The sequence below is a fragment of the Stenotrophomonas sp. CS3K5 genome, assembly GCF_059515225.1.
This window is the reverse complement of record NZ_JCAKRX010000004.1, coordinates 285,974-309,000: the sequence shown is the minus strand read 5'-3', so window position 1 is coordinate 309,000 and position 23,027 is coordinate 285,974. Positions and strand designations below refer to the sequence as shown.

Genomic DNA, 23,027 nt, shown 5'->3' with positions numbered 1-23,027 from the left:
CGCGTTGGGGTCACTTCAGGGGTTTGCCGCGGAACCAGCGCTCGTGGGCCAGCGCCAGCATCGGCTTGTCTTCGGAACTGTCACCGTAGGCATGGATGCGAACGTAGCGCGACAGGTCGAACTGGCGGCGGATGTGCTCGACCTTGCGCGGGCCGCAGTCGCCACCGGCGTAACGACCGGTCAGGCGGCCGTCCTGGCTTTCCAGGCGGTTGCAGATCAACTGCAGGCCCAGCTGTTCGCACCATGGCCGCAGGTACAGGTCCAGCGAGCCGGACACGATCACCACGGTGTGCTGCTGTTCCTTGTGCCAGCGGATCTGCTCCAGCATTTCCGGGCGCACCACCTCGGGCAGGAACTCACGCGAAAAGCCGGTGGCCAGCGTGGCGATGTCGTCGCTGTGGCGGTCGCTGAAGGTCAGGCGGGTGACGCGCGCACGGATGCGTTCGGCCGAGATCAGCTTCAGCTTGTACGCCAGCAGCCACGGGCCGACCTTCCACCACGCCTGCGCCAGCTGTTCGGCGGTAGCCACACGGCGCAGGAAACGGCCATAGGTATCGCAGGTGGTCACGGTGTGGTCGAAGTCGAACAGCGCCAGTTCCATTCCGTTCCCTCCCATCGCAGTGCGTTCCGGTGCCGGCGGGCGCGGCCGGTGGCCACGCCCGCAGTGGGCATCAGCGGACCGGCATGCCCGGCTGTGCACCGCTGTCGGCGTCCAGCAGCGCCAGCGCGCCGCCGTCGAAACCGGCCGACAGGATCATGCCTTCGCTCAGGCCGAAGCGCATCTTGCGCGGGGCCAGGTTGGCGATGAACACCACGCTGCGGCCGACCAGCTGCTCCGGTTCGCCGTAGCTGCCGCGGATGCCGGAGAAGATCTGGCGCTTGCCCAGCTCGCCGGCATCCAGTTCGAAGCGCAGCAGCTTGTCCGAGCCTTCCACGAACTCGCACACCAGCACCTTGCCGATGCGCAGGTCGAGCTTGGCGAAATCATCGATGCCGATGTAGGCCGGAGCGTCGGTGCTCTTAGCGTCGTCCTTGGCCGGGGCCGGGGCAGCCGGCTTGGCGGCGGGAGTGGCAGCGGCGGCCGGCTGCAGGGTGTCCTTGGAGGCGTCGATCATGGCGTCAATCTTCTTCGGGTCGATACGGGTGAACAGTGGGGTGTACTCGGTGATGCGGTGGCCCAGCAGCGGTTGTGCCAGCTCGGTCCAGTCGTTCACCGGCGCGGCCAGGAAGGCCTCGGCCTGCGCGGCCGTGGCCGGCAGCACCGGCTTCAGCGCGGTCACCAGCACGCGGAACAGGTTCAGGCCCTGGCTGCACACCGCCTGCAGCTGCGCGTCGGCGCCGTCCTGCTTGGCGATCACCCACGGCTTGACGTCGTCGATGTAGCGGTTGGCTTCGTCGGCCAGGGTCATGGTCAGGCGGATCGCCGCGGCCGGGTCGTTGCGCTCGTAGGCTTCACGGATCGGCGCCAGGCCATCGATGAAGCGCTGGTACTGCGCCGCATCGGGCAGCTGCGCGGCGAGCTGGCCGTCGAAACGCTTGCTGATGAAGCCGGCGCAACGGCTGGCCAGGTTGACGAACTTGCCGACCAGGTCGGCGTTGACGCGGGCGATGAAGTCACCCAGGTTCAGGTCGAGATCGTCGACGCCGCCGCCGGACTTGGCCGCGTAGTAGTAGCGCAGCGCTTCCGGTTCCAGCCCGGCGTCGAGGAAGGTACGGGCCATCACGAAGGTACCGCGCGACTTGCTCATCTTGGCGCCGTCCACGGTCAGATAGCCGTTCACGTGAAGGCGGGTCGGCGCGCGGTGACCGGTACCGTGCAGCACCGCTGGCCAGAACAGGCCGTGGAAGTTGACGATGTCCTTGCCGATGAAGTGGTGCAGTTCGGTGCTGGTGCCGGCGCGCAGGTGCGCGTCGAAGTCTTCGCCCAGCTTGCCGCACAGGGTCTGGAAGCTGGACAGGTAGCCGATCGGCGCGTCCAGCCAGACATAGAAGTACTTGCCCGGCTGGCCGGGAATCTGGAAGCCGAAGTACGGCGCATCGCGCGAGATGTCCCACGCGCGCAGGCCACCTTCGGCATTGAGCCACTCACCGAGCTTGGCCTTCACGCCCGGCAGCGCGACGTCGCCGGCCAGCCATTCGCGCAGGAACGCATCGAAGTGGCCGACCTCGAAGAAGAAGTGCTCTGAATCGCGCATTTCCGGCGTGGCACCGGAGATCACCGAACGCGGCTCCTTCAGGTCGGTCGGCGCATAGGTGGCGCCGCACACTTCGCAGTTGTCGCCGTACTGGTCGGGGCTGCCGCAGTTCGGGCAGATGCCCTTGACGTAGCGGTCGGGCAGGAACATGCCCTTGGCCGGGTCGTAGAACTGCGCCACCGAACGGCGGCTGATGTGGCCGGCCGCTTCCAGCTTCAGGTAGAACTGCTCGGTCAGCGCCTTGTTGGCCGCCGAGTTGGTCGAGTCGTAGTGATCGAAGGCGACGCCGAACGCGGCGAAGTCACGCTCGTGGCTGGCCTGGATGTTGGCGATGAAGGTTTCCGGGGTGACTCCGGCCTTCTCGGCCGCCAGCATGATCGGCGTGCCGTGGGTATCGTCGGCGCAGACGAACCAGGCCTTGCCGCCACTCATTCGCCGCGCACGCACCCAGATGTCGGCCTGGATGTAGCCGACCAGGTGGCCCAGATGCAGCGGGCCGTTGGCGTAGGGCAGGGCGGTGGTGACGAGCGCGGTACGGGTCATGGTCGCGGGGTGAAGCCGAGGGGAACCGCAGAGTATCGCATGCCCGCAACGAGGTGACCCGGCCGGGGCCGGGTCACGGGGGGATTGCGCGGGCCGCCGGGCTTAGTCGCGGATCCAGGTCTGGGTGCGGCAGATGAAGGCGATGCAGCCGGCCACGTCCAGCTTGTTGCCGCCGGGCTGCAGTTCCATCTTGGATTTGTAGACCTTGCCGGTAGCCGGGTCGAGGATCTGGCCGCCGGCCCACTTGCTGGCGCCGTCGGGCTTCAGGCTCCAGAGGATGGTCATGCCCTTCACCGGCTTGTTCTTGTTGGCGCCCTCGCAGCCGTCGCAGACCGGGTTGGGACCCTTGTCCGACTGCAGCACGTCCAGCACCTTGCCGGACAGCGAACCGTTGGCGGCCTGGGTGATTTCGACGATCGACTTCACCTTGCCGGTCTTGTCGTCGATGGTCTTCCAGCGGCCGGCCGGGCTGTCGGACGCCTGTGCCGAAAGCGCGGCCAGGCACAGCGGCAGTGCCAACAGCAGGGTCTTGAAGGTCTTGCGCATGGTCCCCTCCCAGGGTTCATTCCGGCACGATGCCGGTACACGCCGACTGTATACCCATTCGGCGGAGTATGGGGAAGAGGGGCGTTGCAGGGCTGCGCCCTGCACACACGGTCGTGCCGGCCGCTGGCCGGCGAGGCCCTCAACCGGCTTCGTACAGCTCCAGCGGCAGGCCGTCGGGGTCGGCGAAGAAGGTGAAGCGAGCGCCGGTGTATTCATCCACCCGGATCGGTTCGCAGTCCACGCCGTGCTCCGCCAGACGCTGGATGAACGGCTCCAGCGCAGCCACCCGGAACGCGAGGTGGCGCAGGCCCTGGGCCTCCGGGCGGCTGGGCCGCGGCGGTGGCGAGGGGAAGGAGAACAGTTCCAGCTGGCCGCCATCGGGCAGGGCCAGGTCCAGTTTCCACGAATGGCGCGCGGCGCGGTGGTTCTCGGCCAGCACGCGCAGGCCGAGGATGCGCACGTAGAAGTCCTTCGAACGTGCATAGTCGCTGCAGATCAGCGCAGCGTGGTGGAAACCCAGCAGGGTGTCGGGGGCGGCAGTCATTGCAGGGTATCCAGCCAGCGCTGGGCGATCTTCTGCGCCAGCGGATAGGGTTCAGGGTCGTTGCGGTTGGTCAGCACGATCACGGTCAGGTGCTTTTCCGGATGGCGCACGATCACGTTGCGGAAGCCGATGCTCTCGCCGCTGTGCCATTGCACCGGTCCCAGCAGGCGCCAGCCGAAACCGTAATGCGGTACGTCGCGTTCCGGGGTACGGGTAGCCGGGCTGAACATCGCATCGCGCGAGGCCTTCGACAACAGGCGGTCGTCGTACAGCGCGGCATCCCAGCGGGCCAGGTCATCGAGCGAGGAATAGAGGCCGCCATCGCCGAGCACGGCGCTGGTGGTGCTCTGGTCGGTCCGCTGCCAGCGGCCGTCGATCAGGCTGTAGCCGTAGGCGCGCGCGGCCACCGTATCGACGCCGTCCTGGTGGGCCACGGTATGGACCATGCCCAGCGGAAGGAAGATGCGCCGCTGCAGGAAGGTGGCGAAATCCTGGCCGGATGCGCGGCCCACGATCAGTGCCAGCAGCGCGTAGCCGCTGTTGCTGTAGCGGTACTGGGTGCCGGGCGCGAAGTCCAGGCGGTCCTGGCGTGAGAGCAGGGCCAGCACGTCGGCGTCGTGCACCTGGCGGCTGTCGGCTGGATCCATCAGGTCTTCGTAGTCGAGCAGGCCGCTGGTGTGCGAGAGCAGCTGGCGCAGGGTGATGGCTGCGGCGGCCGGCGGCAGTTCGGGCAGCCAGTGCCGTGCGGTCTGGTCCAGCCCGAGCCGGCCGTCCTCGACCAGCAGCAGCACCGCCGCGGCGGTGAACTGCTTGCTGACCGAGGCCAGCCGGAAATTGCTGGCCGGCGTCACCGCCGTGCTGTCTTCCAGCACCGCCAGGCCGTAGCCGCGGCGGAACACCGCTTGCCCGTCGTGCAGCACCAGCACGGCGGCGCCCGGCACCTGGCCGTCGTAGGCCTGCATCAGGCCGTCGATGCCCGCATCCGGCGGGGTCAGCACCGGAGCGGCGGCGCCCGCCAGGGGCAGCAGGCCCAGCACGGCGGCAAACAGGGCGACGGCAGGGCGCATGGCGGCTCCGGCAGGGTCAGGGGGATGGGGCGGTCGCGGCGCTGGCCGGCTCGGCCATCCAGCGTTCCATCTTGCGGTCCAGCACATCCAGCGGCATCGAGCCGTCCTTCAGCAGTTCGGCGTGGAAGCGGCGCAGATCGAAGGCGGCTCCCTGGCGGGCCTTGGCCTTGTCGCGCAGGGCGACGATGGTGGTCAGGCCGGCCACGTTGGACAGCGCCTGGCCGGGCTGGGCCATGATCCGCTCGACTTCGGCGTTGGCATCATCGCTGCTCATGTCCACGGTCTTCTGCAGGTAGGCCACCGCCTGCTGCTTGCTCCAGCCTTGGGCGTTGACGCCGGTGTCGGCCACCACGCGCGTGGCGCGCAGCAGGCGCGAGTACAGGTAACCGATGCGGTCATAGGGGTCGGTGTAGACGCCCAGGTCCTCGCCCAGCGTTTCGGCGTACAGGCCCCAGCCTTCGACGAACGCAAGATCGCCGCCCCGGCGGCGGAAGCGTGGCAGCTTGGCCAGTTCCTGCTGCAGGCCCAGCTGTACATGGTGGCCGGGGATCGCTTCATGCAGGTATTGCACCGGCACATTCCAGCGCTTGCGGCTGGGCAGGTCGCGGGTGTTGATGTAGAGCACGCCCGGCTGCCCCGCCGGCGACGGCTGGTAGGCGGCAGCGGCGGCGGTCAATGCACGCTCCGGTTCCACCGCACGCACCTCCAGTGCGGACCTGGGCAGCGTATCGAGCACCTGCGGCAGGCGCGCGTTGACCTGTTGCTGCACCTGGCGGTAACGGTTGAGCAGTGCGTTGGCATCGCTGTACTGGAACTGGCGGTCGTTGCGCATGCTGCGCAGCAGCTTGGCCGGCGTGCCACGCAGCTTGGCATCCTTCATCACCGCAGCGATCTGCGCCTGCAGTTCCTGCACGCGCTGCTCGCCCAGTGCGTGCAGCTGTGCGGCGGTCTGATCGCTGGCAGTGGTCTGCACGATCAGGTTGGCATACCAGGCCTGGCCATCGGGCAGTGCGCCCAGGCCGCTGCTGGCGCGCGTGGCCGGCAGGTATTCGGTGGCGATGAAACCGCGCAGGGCCCGGTAGGCCGGCATGATGCGTAGTTCGATCATGCGCTTGTATTCGGCGCTGATGCGCGCCTTGTCTTCGGCCGCGATGGTCGTGGGCATGGTGCGGATCGGCGACCAGAAGATGCTCTCTTCGGCGGTCGGCTTGATCACCGCATCCAGCTGCGGCAGAACCTTTTCCATCAGGTCGCGCGGCTGCACGACGCCGGCCTTCATGCCCTGGCGCATGTTGTCGATGGCCTGGTCGAAAAGCTCAGGAATACCCAGCGAACGGCGCGACCAGGTGTCGTAGTCCTGCACCGTGTTGAACGGCTGCGCGCCGGCACCGGCACCGAGGATCGCCATGATGCTGCCGATGTTGTAGTACTGGCTGATCGGCATCATCCAGCTCGGGTAGCGCTCGGCTGCCAGCGAGGCGCGTGCATCTCGCACGAAGATCTCGTAGCTGAGCAGATCCTGGCCCTGCAGGCCGTCACTGCCGACCTTCTCGACCTTGCCCAGCCATTGGGTGGTGAAGTCATGGGACTGCTGGCGCCAGGCGGCCGACAGGATGTTGGGCAGCTGATCGTTGTAGCGCGCTTCGCCCTGGAACGTGGCCTGCAGCGGGTTCAACCGCATCGAGGCATCCCAGTACTCGTCATACAGGCGTTCCAGCTGCACCTGCTTGGGTACGGCGCGGGCCGGGGCGACCGGACGTGCGGCGGCGCGGCGCGCGCTGCTGCCACGGGCGGGCGCGGTGGCGCGGGCGGGCTTGGCTTTGGGCTTGGCCGCCTGGCGGGTCTGCGCGGCGGCAGGGCGGCTGGCCTTCTTCTTCGCTGCTTCGGCCGACGGCACGGCACTGAACAGGAACAACGCGGCGATGGCGGCGGCCAGGACGCGGGTGGGATGCGGCATCAGGAGCTTCCGTGGAACACAGACCGTGGAGCTTGCACGATCCGACCGCGTACGGCCAGCGTGAAGGCGCAGTCAGGTTACCGCTGCTGGGCCTTCAGTCAGCCGACGCAGCGGCACGCAGCGCGGCGGCGCGCTCGGCCCCCAGATAGCGTGTGATCGCGCGCCGCATCAGGTACAGCAAGGGAATGAGGGCAATCGCAAAGCCCATCTTGTAGAGGTAGTTGACGCTGCTGACCGCCAGGAACAACGAGGTCGGCCAATGCTGCGGGCCCAGCACGAAGGCGATCCAGATCACCACGAAGCTGTCCACCACCTGCGAGACTGCCGTCGAACCGGTGGCGCGCAGCCACACATGGCGTTCGCCGGTGGCCTGGCGGATGCGATGGAACACCGCCACGTCGATCAGCTGGCCGAGCAGGAAGGCCACCAGTGAACCGCCGATGGTCCACATGCCCTGGCCGAACACCGCCGCGAACGCGGCCTGGTAATCCGGCACGCCATGGTGGTCCATCGAGGTGACCCACCAGCTGGCCGGCGCCAGTGAGATCGCCGCGAAGGCAAACAGGAAGCCATAGGCGATCAGCACCACCGCCAGCCACGAGATGAAGCGCACACCGCGCTTGCCGAAGAACTCGTTGATGGTGTCGGTCATGATGAACACCACCGGCCACAGCAGGGTACCGGCGGTGAAGCTGAGCGAGCCGGTCTGGCCGAACAGGTTCCAGTTCAGCGGGTCGATGCCCAGGGTGTCTTCCAGGGCGAAGATCTTCACCCCGATCAGCTCGGCCAGCACCGCGTTGCCGCAGAAGAACGCGGCCAGCACGATGAACAGCAGGACCGCGCGATCCTGCAGCGGGCGCTCGATCGGGGCGGGGGTCATTCGCTGCGTTCGCCGGCGCGGGTGAACGGCACGCTGGACGGTGCCACCGCGCCACCGGAAATGATGAAGCTCATGGCCTGGTCGACGGTCCAGTCGGTTGGCGTCAGCAGCTCCACCGGCACGATTTCCAGATAGCCGGAGGTCGGGTTCGGCGTGGTCGGCACGTATACCGCCGCCAGCTCACGATCGGTGCCGTGCTCCTTGATGACGCGGGTGACCAGGCCGACCGACTTCATGTCGCGGTGCGGGAAGTCGATCAGCACCACACGCTGGGTGCTGCCCGGTTCGGTCTGCAGCATGTCCAGCAGCTTCTTGGCGCTGTCGTAGATGATGCTGGCCAGCGGAATGCGCTTGATGACCGCGCCGACCCAGCGCAGCAGGCGCTGGCCGAGCACGCGGCGGCTGGCCACGCCCACCGCCAGGATTACCAGCAGGGTGGCCAGCAGAGCGATGGTGTCCTGGATCCATTCGGCGCGGACCCAGCCGAGGTAATGCGGGAAGCTGGTCGCGATCTGCTCCGACAGCGGCACCACCAGTGGGCTGGAAATGCCCGACAGCAGCACGAACACGAACTTGACCACCACCCAGGTCAGCCATATCGGCAGCAGGGTCAGCAGGCCGGTCAGGAACAGGCGCTGCAAGGAGGGGCGGGGAACCAGGGCGGGGGCTTCGAGCGACATGGGCGCATTGTAGCGGGCAGCGCCGGTCGATTACGCTGGAATGTCGAAGGTGGCCATGGCACATGGAAGGGACGCTGTGTTGAAGATCCTGCGCGGACTGGGCTGGGCCGGGGCCGCCCTGCTGGTGCTGGTCATCGTGGTGTGGTGTGCCTCGCGCCTGTGGCCGGTGCCCGAATCGAGGGTGCAGGCGCAGCAGCGGCTGGAGGCGCGGTTGCCGGCGCATGGCCACAACGGTTACGCACTGTTGTGGACGCTGCCGTTTGACGGACTGGATGCGGGCCAGCGCGAGCGGGCGCTGGCCGAGGACGCGCGGCGCTGGAATGCCGATCCACGGAGGGCTGGCAGCAGCGCTACGCATCTGACCACCCGCCATCGCGAGGTCCGCTCGCGGCCGGGCGCCAGCTGCGGGCCGATGGCCGGCAACTGCCTGGCCCAGGTGCGTGCCGATCCGCAGCGCTTCATCGACGCGCATGCCGGGCACCAGCAGCTGCACGCACGCTTGGACCAGCTGGCCGAGGCGGATCATTTCGCGTCGCCGTTCCCGCCCAAGGGCGATGGCATCCTCGTCCCGTTGCCGACCTATGGCCTGGTGGTGGACGCCACCAGCGCCCACGCGCTGGCCTATGTGCAGGGTGACATCGACGGGGCCTTGCGTGGCAGCTGCCAGGGGCTGCAACTGGGACGCAGGCTGCTGCCCGGCGGCAGCTACCTGGTCGAGAGCATCCTCGGCGCCAGCCTGGTGCAGGCCAATGCACAGCTGCTGGCGGACATGCTGGTTGAGCTTCCGGCTGACTATCCGCTGCCCGCGCAGTGCGAGCGGGCGATGCAGCCGATGCGCGCCGACGAACAGAGCCTGTGCCGGGCGATGCAGGGCGAGTATGCGATGAGCCGGGCCGCCATCGAGACCTCGGCGGGGGAATTCGGCGGCGTGCTGGTGCTGGATCGCAGCAGCACCCTGGCGCGCGTGGCCGGCAACCTCGGGTGGGCCTGCGGTGCGGCGGCGACGGCCGCGCTGGATGCGGATCGACCGTTGCCGCTGCCCGCACCGCCACAGCGTGACTTCGGTTGCCTGTCGAACATGCTGGGCTGCGTGCTGACCGAGATCGCCGCGCCGGCCTATCCGGCCTATGCGTCGCGCACACAGGACGCCGCTGCGATGCTGCGACTGCTGCTGGCACAGCGTTGGCTGCGGCAGCAGGCGGGCGATGCGCTGGATGCTTTGCAGCGGTTGCCTGCGCAGTTGCGCTCGCCGACCCGGGCGCCGCAGCTGTCGGCCGATGGCCGACGCCTGCAGGTGCCCCGTCGATCCCCTGCACATAGCGCTGAGGAGGGCGCCTGGTTGTCGGTTCCGCTGCTGGCGGACGCGGGTTCAACCGTCGCCGCCGACTGAGGCCGGGCTCAGCGGCCCGCAACCATGGGATCGAAGCTCCAGCCGTCGCCGACGGTCTGCAGCGTCCAGCGTTGGCGGCCGCGCAGCGGCTCCCAGCGCACGTGTTCCTTGTCGTCCTCGATGCTGCCTTCGACCCGCTTCACCTTGCGCGTGGAGAAATTCACGCTCAGCGACGTGGCCTGGCCGGAGTTGCGCATCACCGAATCCTGGTCGTAGCCGATCAGCACGAACGCACCGTCCTGCCAGCGGAAGGTGAACGTGGTGGTGCCCATCGACCAGCTGCCTGCGCTGGAGAAGGAGAACAACGCCACCTTCAGCGTGCCGCGCTGGATGCTGACGCCACCGTCTTCAAGCGGGTCGCTCATCGCCGGGTTGTCCGGGCGTGGAATCAGCTGGTGGTCCTGCGCCGCAAGCACGTAGCCGGACGGACGCGACCAGGCGATGGCGAGGATGCGCGGGTTGCTGTCGTAGGGCGAGGGACCGAAGCCATCGTGCTCGATGACATTGCGAAGGTCCTGCTGGCGCAGCACCAGCACCAGGTCCGCGCGGCCGTCCTGGTCGAGATCGCCCTCGCGGCTTGATTCCAGGGTCCAGCCAGTGGGCACGAAGCCGGCCGCATCGGCGGCCTGTGCCGGCAGCACCGGGTACTGCGTTGGCGGTAGATCCAGAGCGTGCGCTGCGCAGGGCAGCGCAACCAGCACTGCGGCAAAGGCGTAACGGCGCATCGGAGCCTCCATGGCAAGGGAGCAGAGGATAGCGCCTGCGCGGCGATCAGCGTGCGTGCGGTTTCAGGCGCAGGTAGACCTGCTTGCGCACCTGGGCAACCACCTCGCCGCTTTCATCGACCACATCGTTGCTGAACCAGCGCAGCACCTTCTCACCGCTGGCCGCCTCGGCGCGCAGCTCGTCAAGCAGCGCGTCGTCGATGCGGAACGAGGTGCGCACGGTGCCGCGGCCGGGCTTGAGGAAGTCGATGGCGCCAGCGCGGTCCCACACGTAGTAGTCGCGCCCCAGGGTGTGCATGAGGCCGAGCATCCAGAACGGATCGGTCATTGCGAACAGGCTGCCGCCGAAATGCGTGCCGACGTAATTGCGGTTCCAGGGCCGCAGGCGCAGTTCCACGTCGATCTGCCGATAGTCCGGCGTGATGCGGGTGACATGGATGCCGGTGAACAGGAACGGCGGCCAGAGGTTGAGGCCGAAGCGGAACGTGCTGGCTTTCATATGGATCCGGAGGCGCGGGGCGAGGGCCTCAGTCTAACCATTCGCATGCGTATGTTGCACCCCGGGCGAACGGGCAGGGCATGTAGCGTCGAGCTTGCTCGACGGCTTTCAGCGTTTGCGCAATCGAGCAAGCTCGACGCTACGGGCGACCGGCGTGGACGATGGCCTTCGGCGCCGGTCATGCGCCGTCGATCACGAACCCGTCGCGGCCATTGGCCTTGGCCTGGTAGAGGGCGGTGTCGGCGCCCTCGACGAAGTGATGGGGTTGCAGCTCGCTGTCGGGGATGCGGGTAAACACGCCGACGGTCAGCGTGACCTGGTCGTCGTTGCCTGCGCCCGAGGCCGGCAGCGCACGCACGCAATCGATGAGGTCCTCGATCACCTGCCGCGCTCCGGCGGCGGGCGTATCCGGCAGCACCAGAGCGAACTCATCGCCGCCGTAGCGTGCGGCCATGTCGCGTGGGCGCCGGGCATGCGCACCGATCAGCCGCGCGACATCGCGCAGCACGCGGTCTCCAACCTGATGGCCGTGACGATCGTTGTGGCGCTTGAAGTGATCGACATCGATCAGTGCCAGGCTGAGCGGCTTGCCGCTGCGTCGCGCAGCATCGCACTCCTGCTGCAGCGACTGCTCGAAGCGCAGGCGGTTACCCAGCCCGGTCAGGGCATCGCGGTTGGCCTGGCGGTGCCAGGCCGAGATCCGCCAGATCGCCCAGACCAGCAGCACCAGCACGATGCCGAGCATCGCGCTGGCCGGCGCCCACCACAGATCGGTGGCACGCAGCAGCAGCCAGCTCAGCAGGTGGGCGGCCGGCAGCGAGCACAGTGCCACAAGCCAGGGCAGGCGCAGGCCGAGCAGGATCACGCACAGCGCTGCCAGCACGCCGCTGAGGGCGTGCTGCCAGGCCGGCGGCATGACGTCAATCTGCTTGTGCTGCAACAGCATCGAGGTGATGTTGGCCTGGTACTCGCTGCCACTCATCCAGAATTCGCGGGTGGTCGGGGTCAGCAGGCGCGGGGCGATGCCGCTGGCGGTCATGCCGACCACGATGCGGCGGCCGTGCAGCATCGCCATGTCGACATGGCCGTCGAGCACATCGGCATAGGACACCTGCGGCAGCCGCTCCGGCGGACCGGCGTAGCGCACGCGCACGTAGTCGTCGCGTCGCCACTGGTAAGGGGAATCCAGCGACGGTTCGGGGTCGGGCAGGCCGCGCACCGCGTCCGCCGGCAGGCCGGCCAGGGCCAGGCCCAGCGCCGGCCAGTGCGCCCGGCCGATGCCCGCATGCAGGTACACGCCGCGGGCGACGCCGTCGCCATCCATTTCAACATCGGTGTGGCCGATGGCCGCCGCGCTGGCTGCGATCTGCGGGATCGGCAGCATTTCCTCGGCCATGCGGTCGCCGGCCGCCGGCGCCGCCAGTACCGGCAGCACCACCCGGCCATTGCGACGGATTGCCGCTGCCAGCTGATCGTCCTGACGGCTGTCGCGACGGTCCGGCTCGGACAGCACCAGGTCCAGCGCGACACGCTCTGCGCCGGCGTCGGTCAGCCGGTCCAGCAGGCGCGCATGCACCGAGCGCGGCCAGGGCCACTGGCCGATGCGCTGCAGGCTGCCTTCGTCGATGGCCACGATCAGCACGCTGGGGTCGGGACGGTAGTCCCAGCTGCCGACCAGTGCATCGTAGGCCGCTTCGTCCTGGCGCCACAGCCATTGGCCCTGGCTGGCCAGTGCGGTCAGCACGCCGGCCAGCAGCGCCAGCACGATCCGTTTCGGCCAGGGCAGCGGCGAGCGCCTCACAACAACAACCAGAGCAGCAGGGCGCCACCGCCGGCGCCGTAGCACAGGCGGCAGGGCAGGGTGACCTGCTGTGCCGGGGAGAACTCGCCGGCGTGGCCGTCATCATCGATGTACTGCACGCGCACATGCAGCGTGCCGCGCCACGGGCGCTTGAAGCTGACCTGCGGTTCGAGCACGGTTTCGTCCACCAGCGGTGCCTTGAAATCGCCGCGGCGGTCGACCTGCACCCGGTAGCGCTGGCCGTCGCTGCCGGCCTGCCAGCGCAGGGTCAGTTCACCGTGTGCGGCGTGCGGCGGCTGCAGGGCGGGATCGACCGGTTCGTTGCTCAGCTGCAGCGGCAGTGCCTGGCCGAAGCGGCCCTGGTGGCCATTGCCATCGCGCGAGGCCACCCGCCAGAAGTACTGGCCCGGCGGCAGCGGTTGCGCCAGGCGCAGGTCGGTGCCCTGGCCGGCCTGCTCCTGCAGCGGCTGCAGGAAGGTCGGCTCGGCGGCGATCTGCAGCACGCTGCTGCGCGCGCCGGGGGCCTGGGTCCAGCGGAAGCGGGGGCGGTCGCTGTTGACGGTCTGCCCGTGCAGCGGGGACAGCGTGATCGGCGGCGCGGGCTGATCGCCGAGTTCGAAATCGGCGCTGGCGTCGAGGCCTTCCACGCCCTGTGCATCCACTGCGCGCAGCAGGATGCGCAGCTGGCCGGGCGGCAGGTCGCCGATCGCCAGCCGGGTGTCGCGGGTGGTGGCGGCAAACAGCAGGATTTCCGGCGTCTCCGCCTGCACCACTTCGACACGGTAGTGCGCGGCGCCGCTGACCGGTTCCCAGGCCAGCAGCGTCGGCAATGGTGCCAGGCGCAGTTCATCGCTGCGCAGCTGTGGCGCCGGCAGCAGGGCGGAGACCGCCTCCGGCGCCGTATCGGCGCTGCCGCTGCGGCTGGCCTGCCCCGGCTGGACCATGCGCTGGCCATGGGGGTTGCCGACCTGCACCTTGCCCTGCAGGACTTCGGTGGCCGCGATCTGGCCACTGTCGCCGGCACTGACCCGGAACACGGTGCCGCGCACGCTGCTGGTCGCGGTGGGGGCATCGATGATGTAGCGCGAGGCGGGGCCGCGTGCCGGAGTCACCCGGTTGCTGGCCCGGCCCTGTTGCAGGCGCAGGCGGGTATCGACCATGCCGGTGTGGCCGTAGCGGCTGAGCTGGTCCAGGCGCAGGCGCGAGTATTCACGCAGCTGCAGGCGCGAGGCATCGGCGAATTCAAGGGTGACGCTGGAGTCGCCTTCAGTGGCCACGGTGTCGCCGATATGCAGCTGCTCGCCGGCGCGGATCGCGCGTGTCGCGCTGCCATCGGCACCGGCCAGCTCGACCGTGCCACGTACCGACAGCACCCGCGCCGGCGCCGGCTCGGTGCGCAGCCAGCGGATCGGGAAGCGCAGCAGCTGGCCAGGTGGCAGCTGGTAGGGATTGTCGATGCGGTTGTGCTGCTGCAGCTGCTGCCAGCGCACAGAGGGTTTCAGGTACAGCCCGCCGAGGTCCCACAGGGTATCGCCGGGACGGACCCGGTAATTCCAGTCCTGGGCGCCGGCGATGGCCGGCAGCAGAAGCAGGACGCACAGCAGGGCGCCCTTGAAGCGCATGGCGAACGACAGCGAGCGGACGAAGGTCACAGTTTGCAATCCCGGCAAAGCGGGGGTGCAGCTGCAAGACCTCATGGCCCCGACCTCATCCCCCCGAACGGATCGTGGCGGCCGCATGGCCGCCATCGCGCGCATTATTGCCCGTGCTCAGTGCAGGGATTCTGAACGAAGCGGGTTCCCGTTCAGAACAGCAGGGAGGCCATCCGGCGTCGGTACTGGCCGACCAGGTCCTCGTCGGAGATCACATTGAAGGCGTCGATCAGCGCCTTGCGCGGCAACCCGTCCTCGAAGCCGCGGTCGATCCGCAGCATTTCCAGGAACTGCGCCAGGGCGGCCTCGTCATGGCCGCCGAGCAGCAGCTGCACGCCGCGCAGGTGGCGGGCCTTGAGATCCTGGCCGTCGGCGGCGATGCGCGCCTCCAGCACGTCGGCGGCCGGCGCATCCTTCAGTGCAGCGGCGAACGCCAGGCGGGCGCGGGCGCGCACGGCGCGGTCGTCAGTGGCCAGGTTGGCCGGCAGGCCGTCGATCAGGGTGCCGGCTTCGTCGACCCCGCCGATCTGCAGCAGCGCCAGCGCCAAGTCGAGTTTCAGTTCGTCCTTGTCCGGTTCGGCGGCGATCTGGGCGCGCAGCACGTCTACCTGCGCCTGCGGGTCCAGCGGCGCCTCGTCCTCGGTGGCGGTGTCGCCGACATCGGCCGGCACGATGCCGTGCTGGGCCAGGAATTCACGCAGCTGGCCTTCCGGGATGGCGCCGGGGAAGCCGTCCACCAGCTGGCCGCCCTTGACCAGGAACACGGTGGGCACCGAGCGGATCTGGAAGGCGGCGGCGATCTGCTGTTCCTTGTCGACATCGACCTTGGCCAGCTCGAAGGCGCCATTGTACTCGGCGGCCAGCTTTTCCAGCATCGGGCCCAGGGTCTTGCACGGGCCGCACCAGGTGGCCCAGAAATCGACCAGCACCGGCGTCTGCAGCGACTTCTGCAGGACTTCGGCCTCGAAGGTCGCAGTGGTGGCGTCGAATACGTAGGTCGTCTCGGTCATGGGGGAGGCATCGGTTGGCATCTGGAGACCGATTCTATGGTGACGATCGCTGCCGGTCTCAACCCGGACTGCGGCAAATGCCTGACAATGCGCCTTTCCCGCCGCCGCTGTTCCCGGAGTCTGCATGTCGTTCCTGTCCCCGCTGTTGCGCCTGTCCGGCCTGATGGCCGCGCTGCTGTTCGTGCTAGCGGTGCTGGGCTTCGGCGCCGGCCTGGATGGCTATGCACAGGCCCGCCACCCGGTGGCCCTGCTGGGCGCACACGGCGTGCCGCACGCGCTGGCCTTCAACCTGCTGGGCTTCGTGCTGCCGGGCCTGCTGGCGGCGGTGGTGGCCGAGCGCCTGCGCCGCCGGCTGCCGGCCACTTCCGGCTGGGCGCCACGGGTCGGCAGCCAGATGCTGCTGCTGGCCGGGCTCGCATTCGCCGCGATGGGCCTGCTGCCGCTGGATGTGGATGACCTGCACGGGCCGGCCAGCCAGCTGCACGCCAGCGCCTGGATGATCTGGGTGCTGGGCTTCGTCGCCGGTACCCTGTTGCTGGGTATCTCCCAGCTGCGCCAGGCGCAGGGGCTGGCGGCGGTGTCCTGCGGCGTGTTGGCGGCGGTGGCGGCCTTTGCCCTGCAGGGCGTGCTGTCGGCTCCACTGGCGCAGCGTCTGGCCTTTGCCTGCTGGGCGGTGTGGCTGGCACTGGCGCTGCCGCTGTCGGCCCGACGCTGAACTGCAGGGACGGCAGTGCCGTCCCTGCGTGCCGGGTCAGAGGGCGGTGCACTGCAATGAGAAGGCCACCGGGCCGTACTCGTCATTGAGCCGTGACAGCGCCTGGTTGGTGGCGTCGACGTCGGAATCGGCCTCGATGACATAGGCATCAGAGGTTCCGGCCTGTTCGCCACTCCGGATCTGATAGGCACAGGAGTAGCTTGCGGCGTGGGCGACACTGGTCGCGCCAAGCAGTACGAGGAGGCTGGCGGCGCAGGTGGTGCGGATCGACATGGTTGATCTTCCCTGTGTATGGATGGCAAAGGCCCCTGAACGTTGCTGGGACTACCTGACCCCGGGGGCGGCGGGATCAGGCTTACAGCTTCGCCGCCGGAGCCGGCGGGCGCCGTAGGCCCGTGCCGGCACGTGGGGTAGGTGCGGCTGCCGTTGTGGGGTAGGGCCGCACCCCCGCGCTCCCGGGCCCGCGCGTCCGGCCGTGTTGCGCGGGCGGCCGGGACCGCGCCGGCGGCCTTTGCGGGGCAGGATTGGAGCCATATGCCGCACTGCGGTACGCTGTACCGCTTTGCCGCCGCATCCGCGTGTTCCATGACCAGCGCTGAAACCAACGCCTACGACCCGCAGCAGGTTGAATCCGCCGCCCAGCAGTTCTGGGATGCCACCCGCGCCTTCGAAGTCGACGAGACCTCGGACAAGCCGAAGTACTACTGCCTGTCGATGCTTCCGTACCCGTCCGGTGCACTGCACATGGGCCACGTGCGCAACTACACGATCGGCGACGTGATCAGCCGCTACAAGCGCATGACTGGCCACAACGTGCTGCAGCCGATGGGCTGGGACGCGTTCGGCCTGCCGGCGGAAAACGCCGCGATCAAGAACAAGACCGCCCCGGCGGCGTGGACCTACAAGAACATCGAGCACATGCGTGGCCAGTTCAAGGCCATGGGCTATGCGGTGGACTGGTCGCGCGAGTTCGCCACCTGCCGCCCGGACTACTACGTCCACGAGCAGCGCATGTTCACCCGCCTGATGCGCAAGGGCCTGGCCTACCGCCGCAACGCGGTGGTGAACTGGGACCCGGTCGACCAGACCGTGCTGGCCAACGAGCAGGTCATCGACGGCCGCGGCTGGCGCTCCGGCGCGCTGGTGGAGAAGCGCGAGATCCCGCAGTGGTTCCTGCGCATCACCGACTATGCCCAGGAACTGCTGGACGGCCTGGATGAACTGGACGGCTGGCCCGATTCGGTCAAGACCATGCAGCGCAACTGGATCGGCCGCTCCGAAGGCCTGGAAATCCAGTTCGACGTGCGTGACGTCGATGGCGGCGTGCTGGATCCGCTGCGCGTGTTCACCACCCGCCCGGACACCGTGATGGGCGTGACCTTCGTGTCGATCGCCGCCGAGCATCCGCTGGCGCTGCACGCGGCGAAGAACAACCCGGAGCTGGCGGCGCTGCTGTCGGAAATGAAGCAGGGCGGCGTGTCCGAGGCCGAGCTGGAAACCCAGGAAAAGCGCGGCATGGATACCGGCCTGCGCGCCATCCATCCGGTCACCGGCGAGAAGGTGCCGGTGTGGGTGGCCAACTTCGTGCTGATGGGCTACGGCACCGGTGCGGTGATGGCTGTTCCCGGCCATGACCAGCGCGACAACGAAGTGGCCAACAAGTACGGCCTGCCGATCGTGCAGGTGATCGCGCTGAAGGACCCGCGCAACGACGACGAGCGCAGCTGGGACGGCGCGCGCTGGCAGGACTGGTACAGCGACAAGAGCCGGCAGACCGAACTGGTCAACTCGGCCGAGTTCGATGGCCTGGATTTCCAGGGCGCCTTCGAAGCCCTGGCCGAACGCTTCGAGCGCAAGGCCCAGGGCCAGCGCCGCGTCAATTACCGCCTGCGCGACTGGGGCGTGAGCCGCCAGCGCTACTGGGGCTGCCCGATCCCGGTGATCTACTGCGCCAAGTGCGGCGCGGTGCCGGTGCCGGAAGAACAACTGCCGGTTGTGCTGCCGGAGGACGTGGCGTTCTCGGGCACCGGTTCGCCGATCAAGACCGACCCGGAATGGCGCAAGACCACCTGCCCGGACTGCGGCGGCGCCGCCGAGCGCGAGACCGACACCTTCGACACCTTCATGGAGTCGAGCTGGTACTACGCGCGCTACACCTCGCCGGGTGCCCGCGATGCCGTCGACAAGCGCGGCAACTACTGGCTGCCGGTTGACCAGTACATCGGCGGCATCGAGCACGCGATCCTGCACCTGATGTATTTCCGCTTCTACCACAAGCTGCTGCGCGACGCGCGGATGGTGGACAGCAACGAACCGGCACGCAACCTGCTGTGCCAGGGCATGGTGATCGCCGAAACCTACTACCGCCCGAACCCGGACGGCTCCAAGGACTGGATCAACCCGGCCGATGTGGAAGTGCAGCGCGACGAGCGCGGCCGCATCACCGGCGCCACCCTGATCGCCGACGGCCAGCCGGTGGTGGTCGGTGGCACCGAGAAGATGTCCAAGTCGAAGAACAATGGTGTTGACCCGCAGGCGATGGTCGACAAGTACGGTGCCGACACCGTGCGCCTGTTCTCGATGTTCGCTGCGCCGCCGGAACAGTCGCTGGAGTGGAACGAGGCCGGCGTGGACGGCATGGCCCGCTTCCTGCGCCGCCTGTGGGCCCAGGTGCAGAAGCACGCGGCCGATGGCGCCGCCCCGGCGCTGGACGTGGCCGCGCTGGACGCCAACCAGAAGGCGCTGCGCCGCAAGACCCACGAGACCATCGGCAAGGTCGGCGACGACTACGGCCGTCGCCACAGCTTCAACACCGCCATTGCCGCGGTGATGGAGCTGATGAACGCGCTGGCCAAGTTCGAGGACGGCAGTGCACAGGGCCGCGCGGTGCGTCAGGAAGCGCTGCAGGCCATCGTGCTGCTGCTCAACCCGATCACCCCGCATGCCAGCCACGCCCTGTGGCAGGTGCTGGGCCATGGCGAGACGCTGCTGGAAGACCAGCCGTTCCCGCAGGCCGACAGCGGCGCGCTGGTGCGCGATGCACTCACCCTGGCGGTGCAGGTCAACGGCAAGCTGCGCGGCACCATCGAGGTCGCCGCCGACGCCGCGCGCGAGCAGGTTGAAGCGCTCGCCCTGGCCGAGCCGAATGCGGCCAAGTTCATGGAAGGCCTGACCGTGCGCAAGATCATCATCGTGCCGGGCAAGATCGTGAACATCGTCGCCGCCTGATGTACCCGCACCGGCCACCCGCACGGTGGCCGGTGCGTTTTCCGGGTGCGGGTCCGGTGGTTGATGGCCCTGCATTCACGCGGCTTCGGGCAGGCTGTGTGTTGCCGTGATCGCCCGGCTCCGCCAGACTGTCTCCATGACCCGAATCCTGCTTGCCCTCGTTCTTGTCCTCGGCCTCGCCGGCTGCGGCTTCCATCTGCGCAACAAGCTGATGCTGCCGACCGACACCGCCCCGGTGAAGGTGGTATCGACCGCCCCGTACAGTGAACTGGTCAAGCTGCTCAACCGCAGCCTGCTGGCTTCCGGTGCGCGCTTGGCCGATGAGGACACCACTGGTCCCAGCACCCAACTGCAGGTGCTGTCCGAGCGCTGGGGCGATCTGCCGATCGCCATTGACTCGCAGGGCCGCGCACAGGAATACAGCCTGCGTTACGCCGTGATCTTCATCTTCCGCCGCGAGGATGGCAGTGAACTGGTGCCGCAGCAGGTGATCGAACTGTCGCGTGACTACGTGTCGCCGCCGACCGACGCCACCGGTACCACCACCGAACGCGAAATCCTGGCCGATGAACTGCGCCGGGAAATGTCCGCCTCGATCATCCGTCGCATCGACAGCGTGGTGCGCGGTGAACTCGAGAAGGGCGGCAGCCTGACCGCGCCGAAGGCCGCCCCGGTTGAACCGGCAGTGCCGGCCGACCCGGCCGCTGCGGTCAAGCACTGAGCTGCAGCGACGATGGAACTGCGTCCGGAGCAGCTGGCCAGCCAGGGCGCTGATACCGCGTTGGCGCCGGTGTACCTGATTGCAGGGCCGGAAACCCTGCGCGCGCTGGAGGCGGCCGACGCCATCCGCGCGCGGGCACGTGCTGCCGGCATCGGCGAGCGCGAGGTGTTCGACGCCGATGGGCGCGATTTCGACTGGAACCAGCTCGACGCCAGTTTCAATGCACCCAGCCTGTTCAGCGCCCGCCGCCTGGTCGAGGTGCGCCTGCCCAGCGGCAAGCCCGGCAAGGACGGCGCCGAAGTGATCAGCCGGTTCTGCGCCGACCCGGCGCCGGACGTGGTGCTGATGATCACCGCCAACGAATGGAGCAAGGCCCACCAGGGCAAGTGGGCCGAGGCGGTCGGCCGTATCGGCGTGCTGTCGGTGGCGTGGGCGATCAAGCCGCATGAGCTGCCGGACTGGATCGAGCGGCGCCTGCGCGGCAAGGGCCTGCGTGCCGACCCGGCCGCGGTGCAGCGCCTGGCCGAGCGGGTGGAAGGCAACCTGCTGGCCGCGGCCCAGGAAATCGACAAGCTGGCGCTGCTGGCCGATGGCCAGCCGTTGGACGTGGAGCGGATGGAGTCGCTGGTGGCCGATGCGGCCCGCTACGACGTGTTCCGGCTGCTGGAAGCCACGTTCTCGGGCCAGCCGCCGGCGGTGCTGCGCATGCTGGCTGGCCTGCGTGGCGAGGGCGAAGCGGTGGCTGCGCTGATGCCGATGGTGATCCGCGAGCTGCTGGCCGGGGCCGGCCTGGCGCGGGTGCAGGCGCGTGGCGGCAACCTGGCCGCCGAGATGAAATCGCGTGGCATCTGGGAATCGCGGCAGGCGCCGTACAAGCGTGCGTTGCAGCGGCATCCGGAAGGCAAGCGCTGGGAGCGCTTCGTGGCCGAAGCCGGGCTGGTCGACCGCATTGCCAAGGGGCGCGCCGATGGCGATGCCTGGCTGGCGCTGGAGCGCCTGCTGGTGGCCGTGGCCGAACCGCGTGCCGTGCGCCTGCTGGCGCGGGCCTGAGTCGTGAGCCTGCGGATCTATTACGGGGGCACCTTCGATCCGGTGCACCTGGGGCACCTTGCCATTGCCCGCGCCGCTCGCGACGAACTGCAGGTGGCGGTGCGCCTGCTGCCGGCCGCCGACCCGCCACATCGCGCCGCCCCCGGCGCCACAGCCGAACAACGCTGCACCATGTTGTCGCTGGCCATCGGCGATGAGCCCGGCCTGCTGCTGGACCGGCATGAGCTGGATCGCGCGCAGCGCTTTCCCGGACGCCCGTCGTATACCGTCGACACGCTGCGCGAACTGCGTGGCGAGCTTGGCCCGAGCCGGCCCCTGGCCTGGCTGGTCGGTGCCGACAGCCTGCTGGGCCTGTCGCGCTGGCACGAATGGGAAGCCCTGTTCGGGCTGGCCCATTTTGTGGTGGCCGAGCGTCCCGGCAGCCCGCTGCAGGGGGCGATCGACGGTGAGCTCGGCCGCGCCCTGGACGGGCGTTGGACCGACAATGAACAGGCTTTGTTCGCCAGCCCGGCCGGACGGATCCTGCGCCTGCACCATCCGCTGCGCGAGGAATCGGCCAGCGCCGCACGCGCCCAGATCGCCGCCGCTGGGCCCTGGCGCGCGCTGCTGCCCCCCGCCGTGGCCGACTACGTGGCCGCCCACGGCCTGTACCGCCCGGCAACGCCGTGAATGCCGCCGCCCCGGCTTGCCCGTATAATCGCCCCCACGTTTATCGAGTCGATCCACTTTGAGCAACCAGACCCAGCCCCAGACCATCAAGGTCGATCTGCCCAGCCCGCCGCCGTCCGTGCCGGAACTGCTTGCAAGCGTCCGCCAAGCTACCGAAGACCTCAAGGCCAAGGACCTGGTCGAGATCGATGTGCGCGGCCGGTCCAGCGTTGCCGATTACATGATCGTCGTTTCGGGCACCTCGACCCGCCACGTCAAGTCGATCGCCGATGAAGTCGTGCGCTTTGCCAAGAACCTCGACGTGATGCCGCTGGGTGTTGAAGGCGAGCGCGAAGCCGAGTGGGTGCTGGTCGACCTGGGTGACGTGATCGTCCATGTGATGCTGCCGCGCGTGCGCGAGTTCTACGCCCTCGAGCGCCTGTGGACCGTCGGCGACCAGCCGCCGTCCCGCGACGACGACGAAGTGGCCTGAGCCGCACGTTGCTGTATCCCTTCGACGGCGCCGATGGCGCCGTCGACGTTTTGGAGATCCCTTGATGAAAGCCCGCCTGATCGCTACCGGTGAACGCGCGCCCAGCTGGGTCGCGCAGGGGTTTGCCGAGTACCAGAAGCGGCTGTCGCACTGGCTGCCGTTCGAACTGGTGGAGATCGAGCCCGGCCTGCGTGGCAAGGGCCGCGATCCGCGCCGCGCCACAGAAGACGAAGGCAAGCGGGTGATCGCCGCACTGCCGAAGAATGCCTACGTGGTCGCGCTGGACGTGCCGGGCCGCCAGCTCAGTTCCGAACAGCTGGCGCAGCGCCTTGAGCATTGGCGTGGGCAGGGCAGGGACCTGGCGTTCCTGATCGGTGGCCCGGAAGGGCATTCGCCGGAGGTCTCGGCATTGGCCGATGAGAAGTGGTCGATCGGGCCGTTGACGCTGCCGCACATGCTGGTGCGGCTGGTGGTGGCTGAGCAGCTGTACCGGGCCGCCGCAATGATCGCCAATCACCCCTACCATCGCGCGTGAAGAGTGGTTATACTAGTCGTCTGCCCGAATAGCTCAGCCGGTTAGAGCACTTGACTGTTAATCAGGGGGTCGTTGGTTCGAGTCCAACTTCGGGCGCCACCTTGAGAAACCTGCATCGCGAGATGCAGGTTTTTTTTTGCCTTGTTGT

General features: G+C 68.6%; 22 protein-coding genes and 1 tRNA gene. 9 read left to right on the top strand and 14 right to left on the bottom strand.

The window, feature by feature from the left end:
- Positions 1-10 precede the first annotated feature (10 nt).
- The 8 genes from AC5YGJ_RS08705 to AC5YGJ_RS08670 form a co-directional block, all read right to left on the bottom strand.
- Entirely contained in the window at positions 11-601 is a 591-nt protein-coding gene (locus AC5YGJ_RS08705; RefSeq protein ID WP_107231141.1) for an HAD family hydrolase, read from the bottom strand.
- Between the two features lie 70 nt (positions 602-671).
- Positions 672-2,738, bottom strand: coding sequence for a methionine--tRNA ligase (gene metG / locus AC5YGJ_RS08700; protein ID WP_496186287.1), 2,067 nt, complete (start codon positions 2,736-2,738; stop codon positions 672-674).
- 102 nt (positions 2,739-2,840) lie between these two features.
- On the bottom strand, positions 2,841-3,284 hold the full coding sequence (locus AC5YGJ_RS08695) for a DUF2147 domain-containing protein (protein ID WP_107231139.1): 444 nt from the start codon (positions 3,282-3,284) through the stop codon (positions 2,841-2,843).
- A gap of 139 nt (positions 3,285-3,423) precedes the next feature.
- Positions 3,424-3,828, bottom strand: a complete 405-nt coding sequence (gloA2, locus tag AC5YGJ_RS08690; RefSeq protein ID WP_496186286.1) for an SMU1112c/YaeR family gloxylase I-like metalloprotein — start codon at positions 3,826-3,828, stop codon at positions 3,424-3,426.
- Positions 3,825-4,895 (bottom strand): serine hydrolase domain-containing protein, encoded by a 1,071-nt coding sequence (locus tag AC5YGJ_RS08685; protein WP_496186285.1) that lies wholly within the window; start codon positions 4,893-4,895, stop codon positions 3,825-3,827. The genes gloA2 and AC5YGJ_RS08685 overlap by 4 nt, the downstream gene beginning before the upstream one ends.
- A 16-nt stretch (positions 4,896-4,911) precedes the next feature.
- On the bottom strand, positions 4,912-6,852 hold the full coding sequence (locus AC5YGJ_RS08680) for a DUF885 domain-containing protein (protein ID WP_496186284.1): 1,941 nt from the start codon (positions 6,850-6,852) through the stop codon (positions 4,912-4,914).
- Positions 6,853-6,946: 94 nt separating this feature from the next.
- The gene (locus tag AC5YGJ_RS08675) at positions 6,947-7,732 is read right to left on the bottom strand and encodes a queuosine precursor transporter (protein ID WP_249843272.1); all 786 of its coding nucleotides are present in this window, start codon (positions 7,730-7,732) and stop codon (positions 6,947-6,949) included.
- The gene (locus AC5YGJ_RS08670) at positions 7,729-8,412 is read right to left on the bottom strand and encodes a DUF502 domain-containing protein (protein WP_111204456.1); all 684 of its coding nucleotides are present in this window, start codon (positions 8,410-8,412) and stop codon (positions 7,729-7,731) included. The genes AC5YGJ_RS08675 and AC5YGJ_RS08670 overlap by 4 nt, the downstream gene beginning before the upstream one ends.
- A 76-nt stretch (positions 8,413-8,488) precedes the next feature.
- Between AC5YGJ_RS08670 and AC5YGJ_RS08665 the strand changes: the two genes are divergently transcribed.
- A complete protein-coding gene (locus tag AC5YGJ_RS08665; protein WP_496186283.1) occupies positions 8,489-9,802 on the top strand; it encodes a hypothetical protein in 1,314 nt (437 codons plus the stop codon).
- Positions 9,803-9,810: 8 nt separating this feature from the next.
- Here AC5YGJ_RS08665 and AC5YGJ_RS08660 read toward each other — a convergent pair whose 3' ends face one another.
- The 5 genes from AC5YGJ_RS08660 to trxA all read right to left on the bottom strand — a co-directional run bounded on the left by AC5YGJ_RS08660 (position 9,811) and on the right by trxA (position 15,489).
- On the bottom strand, positions 9,811-10,527 hold the full coding sequence (locus AC5YGJ_RS08660; protein ID WP_496186282.1) for a hypothetical protein: 717 nt from the start codon (positions 10,525-10,527) through the stop codon (positions 9,811-9,813).
- A gap of 46 nt (positions 10,528-10,573) precedes the next feature.
- Entirely contained in the window at positions 10,574-11,026 is a 453-nt protein-coding gene (locus tag AC5YGJ_RS08655) for a DUF4442 domain-containing protein (protein ID WP_107231131.1), read from the bottom strand.
- A gap of 178 nt (positions 11,027-11,204) precedes the next feature.
- Entirely contained in the window at positions 11,205-12,827 is a 1,623-nt protein-coding gene (locus tag AC5YGJ_RS08650; protein WP_496186281.1) for a CHASE2 domain-containing protein, read from the bottom strand.
- Complete coding sequence (locus tag AC5YGJ_RS08645; RefSeq protein WP_496186280.1) at positions 12,824-14,524, bottom strand: FecR family protein; 1,701 nt, start codon at positions 14,522-14,524, stop codon at positions 12,824-12,826. Before AC5YGJ_RS08645 ends, AC5YGJ_RS08650 begins: the two co-directional genes overlap by 4 nt.
- 107 nt (positions 14,525-14,631) lie before the next feature.
- Positions 14,632-15,489, bottom strand: a complete 858-nt coding sequence (gene trxA, locus AC5YGJ_RS08640) for a thioredoxin (RefSeq protein WP_249843278.1) — start codon at positions 15,487-15,489, stop codon at positions 14,632-14,634.
- A gap of 124 nt (positions 15,490-15,613) precedes the next feature.
- On the opposite strand from trxA, the gene AC5YGJ_RS08635 reads away from it, so the two are divergent.
- Positions 15,614-16,204 carry a DUF998 domain-containing protein gene (locus tag AC5YGJ_RS08635; RefSeq protein ID WP_496186279.1) on the top strand — a complete coding sequence of 197 codons (591 nt, stop codon included), beginning with the start codon at positions 15,614-15,616 and terminating at the stop codon, positions 16,202-16,204.
- A gap of 36 nt (positions 16,205-16,240) precedes the next feature.
- Here the strand turns inward: AC5YGJ_RS08635 and AC5YGJ_RS08630 are convergent, their stop codons facing one another.
- On the bottom strand, positions 16,241-16,477 hold the full coding sequence (locus AC5YGJ_RS08630) for a hypothetical protein (RefSeq protein ID WP_496186278.1): 237 nt from the start codon (positions 16,475-16,477) through the stop codon (positions 16,241-16,243).
- A 312-nt stretch (positions 16,478-16,789) separates the two neighbouring features.
- Between AC5YGJ_RS08630 and leuS the strand changes: the two genes are divergently transcribed.
- The 7 genes from leuS (at position 16,790) to AC5YGJ_RS08595 (ending at position 22,978) form a co-directional block, all read left to right on the top strand.
- Positions 16,790-19,432, top strand: a complete 2,643-nt coding sequence (leuS, locus tag AC5YGJ_RS08625) for a leucine--tRNA ligase (RefSeq protein WP_409460316.1) — start codon at positions 16,790-16,792, stop codon at positions 19,430-19,432.
- A 136-nt stretch (positions 19,433-19,568) separates the two neighbouring features.
- Entirely contained in the window at positions 19,569-20,153 is a 585-nt protein-coding gene (locus AC5YGJ_RS08620) for an LPS-assembly lipoprotein LptE (protein WP_249843282.1), read from the top strand.
- A 12-nt stretch (positions 20,154-20,165) separates the two neighbouring features.
- On the top strand, positions 20,166-21,203 hold the full coding sequence (gene holA / locus AC5YGJ_RS08615; RefSeq protein WP_496186277.1) for a DNA polymerase III subunit delta: 1,038 nt from the start codon (positions 20,166-20,168) through the stop codon (positions 21,201-21,203).
- A gap of 3 nt (positions 21,204-21,206) precedes the next feature.
- On the top strand, positions 21,207-21,872 hold the full coding sequence (gene nadD, locus AC5YGJ_RS08610) for a nicotinate-nucleotide adenylyltransferase (RefSeq protein WP_107231123.1): 666 nt from the start codon (positions 21,207-21,209) through the stop codon (positions 21,870-21,872).
- Positions 21,873-21,930: 58 nt separating this feature from the next.
- Positions 21,931-22,344, top strand: a complete 414-nt coding sequence (rsfS, locus tag AC5YGJ_RS08605) for a ribosome silencing factor (protein ID WP_107231122.1) — start codon at positions 21,931-21,933, stop codon at positions 22,342-22,344.
- 64 nt (positions 22,345-22,408) lie between these two features.
- A complete protein-coding gene (rlmH, locus tag AC5YGJ_RS08600) occupies positions 22,409-22,879 on the top strand; it encodes a 23S rRNA (pseudouridine(1915)-N(3))-methyltransferase RlmH (RefSeq protein ID WP_005418108.1) in 471 nt (156 codons plus the stop codon).
- Between the two features lie 22 nt (positions 22,880-22,901).
- Positions 22,902-22,978, top strand: a tRNA-Asn gene (locus AC5YGJ_RS08595).
- Positions 22,979-23,027: the final 49 nt, after the last annotated feature.

Excerpts from the sequence above, each read along its gene's own strand:
- AC5YGJ_RS08670 (WP_111204456.1), bottom strand. The coding sequence starts at position 8,412 with ATGTCGCTCGAAGCCCCCGCCCTGGTTCCCCGCCCCTCCTTGCAGCGC.
- AC5YGJ_RS08635 (WP_496186279.1), top strand. The coding sequence starts at position 15,614 with ATGTCGTTCCTGTCCCCGCTGTTGCGCCTGTCCGGCCTGATGGCCGCG.
- AC5YGJ_RS08620 (WP_249843282.1), top strand. The coding sequence starts at position 19,569 with ATGACCCGAATCCTGCTTGCCCTCGTTCTTGTCCTCGGCCTCGCCGGC.
- AC5YGJ_RS08630 (WP_496186278.1), bottom strand. The coding sequence starts at position 16,477 with ATGTCGATCCGCACCACCTGCGCCGCCAGCCTCCTCGTACTGCTTGGC.
- leuS (WP_409460316.1), top strand. The coding sequence starts at position 16,790 with ATGACCAGCGCTGAAACCAACGCCTACGACCCGCAGCAGGTTGAATCC.
- gloA2 (WP_496186286.1), bottom strand. The coding sequence starts at position 3,828 with ATGACTGCCGCCCCCGACACCCTGCTGGGTTTCCACCACGCTGCGCTG.
- rlmH (WP_005418108.1), top strand. The coding sequence starts at position 22,409 with ATGAAAGCCCGCCTGATCGCTACCGGTGAACGCGCGCCCAGCTGGGTC.
- AC5YGJ_RS08695 (WP_107231139.1), bottom strand. The coding sequence starts at position 3,284 with ATGCGCAAGACCTTCAAGACCCTGCTGTTGGCACTGCCGCTGTGCCTG.
- AC5YGJ_RS08655 (WP_107231131.1), bottom strand. The coding sequence starts at position 11,026 with ATGAAAGCCAGCACGTTCCGCTTCGGCCTCAACCTCTGGCCGCCGTTC.
- trxA (WP_249843278.1), bottom strand. The coding sequence starts at position 15,489 with ATGACCGAGACGACCTACGTATTCGACGCCACCACTGCGACCTTCGAG.
- AC5YGJ_RS08680 (WP_496186284.1), bottom strand. The coding sequence starts at position 6,852 with ATGCCGCATCCCACCCGCGTCCTGGCCGCCGCCATCGCCGCGTTGTTC.
- metG (WP_496186287.1), bottom strand. The coding sequence starts at position 2,738 with ATGACCCGTACCGCGCTCGTCACCACCGCCCTGCCCTACGCCAACGGC.
- AC5YGJ_RS08675 (WP_249843272.1), bottom strand. The coding sequence starts at position 7,732 with ATGACCCCCGCCCCGATCGAGCGCCCGCTGCAGGATCGCGCGGTCCTG.
- AC5YGJ_RS08660 (WP_496186282.1), bottom strand. The coding sequence starts at position 10,527 with ATGCGCCGTTACGCCTTTGCCGCAGTGCTGGTTGCGCTGCCCTGCGCA.
- AC5YGJ_RS08705 (WP_107231141.1), bottom strand. The coding sequence starts at position 601 with ATGGAACTGGCGCTGTTCGACTTCGACCACACCGTGACCACCTGCGAT.
- AC5YGJ_RS08645 (WP_496186280.1), bottom strand. The coding sequence starts at position 14,524 with ATGAGGTCTTGCAGCTGCACCCCCGCTTTGCCGGGATTGCAAACTGTG.
- holA (WP_496186277.1), top strand. The coding sequence starts at position 20,166 with ATGGAACTGCGTCCGGAGCAGCTGGCCAGCCAGGGCGCTGATACCGCG.
- AC5YGJ_RS08685 (WP_496186285.1), bottom strand. The coding sequence starts at position 4,895 with ATGCGCCCTGCCGTCGCCCTGTTTGCCGCCGTGCTGGGCCTGCTGCCC.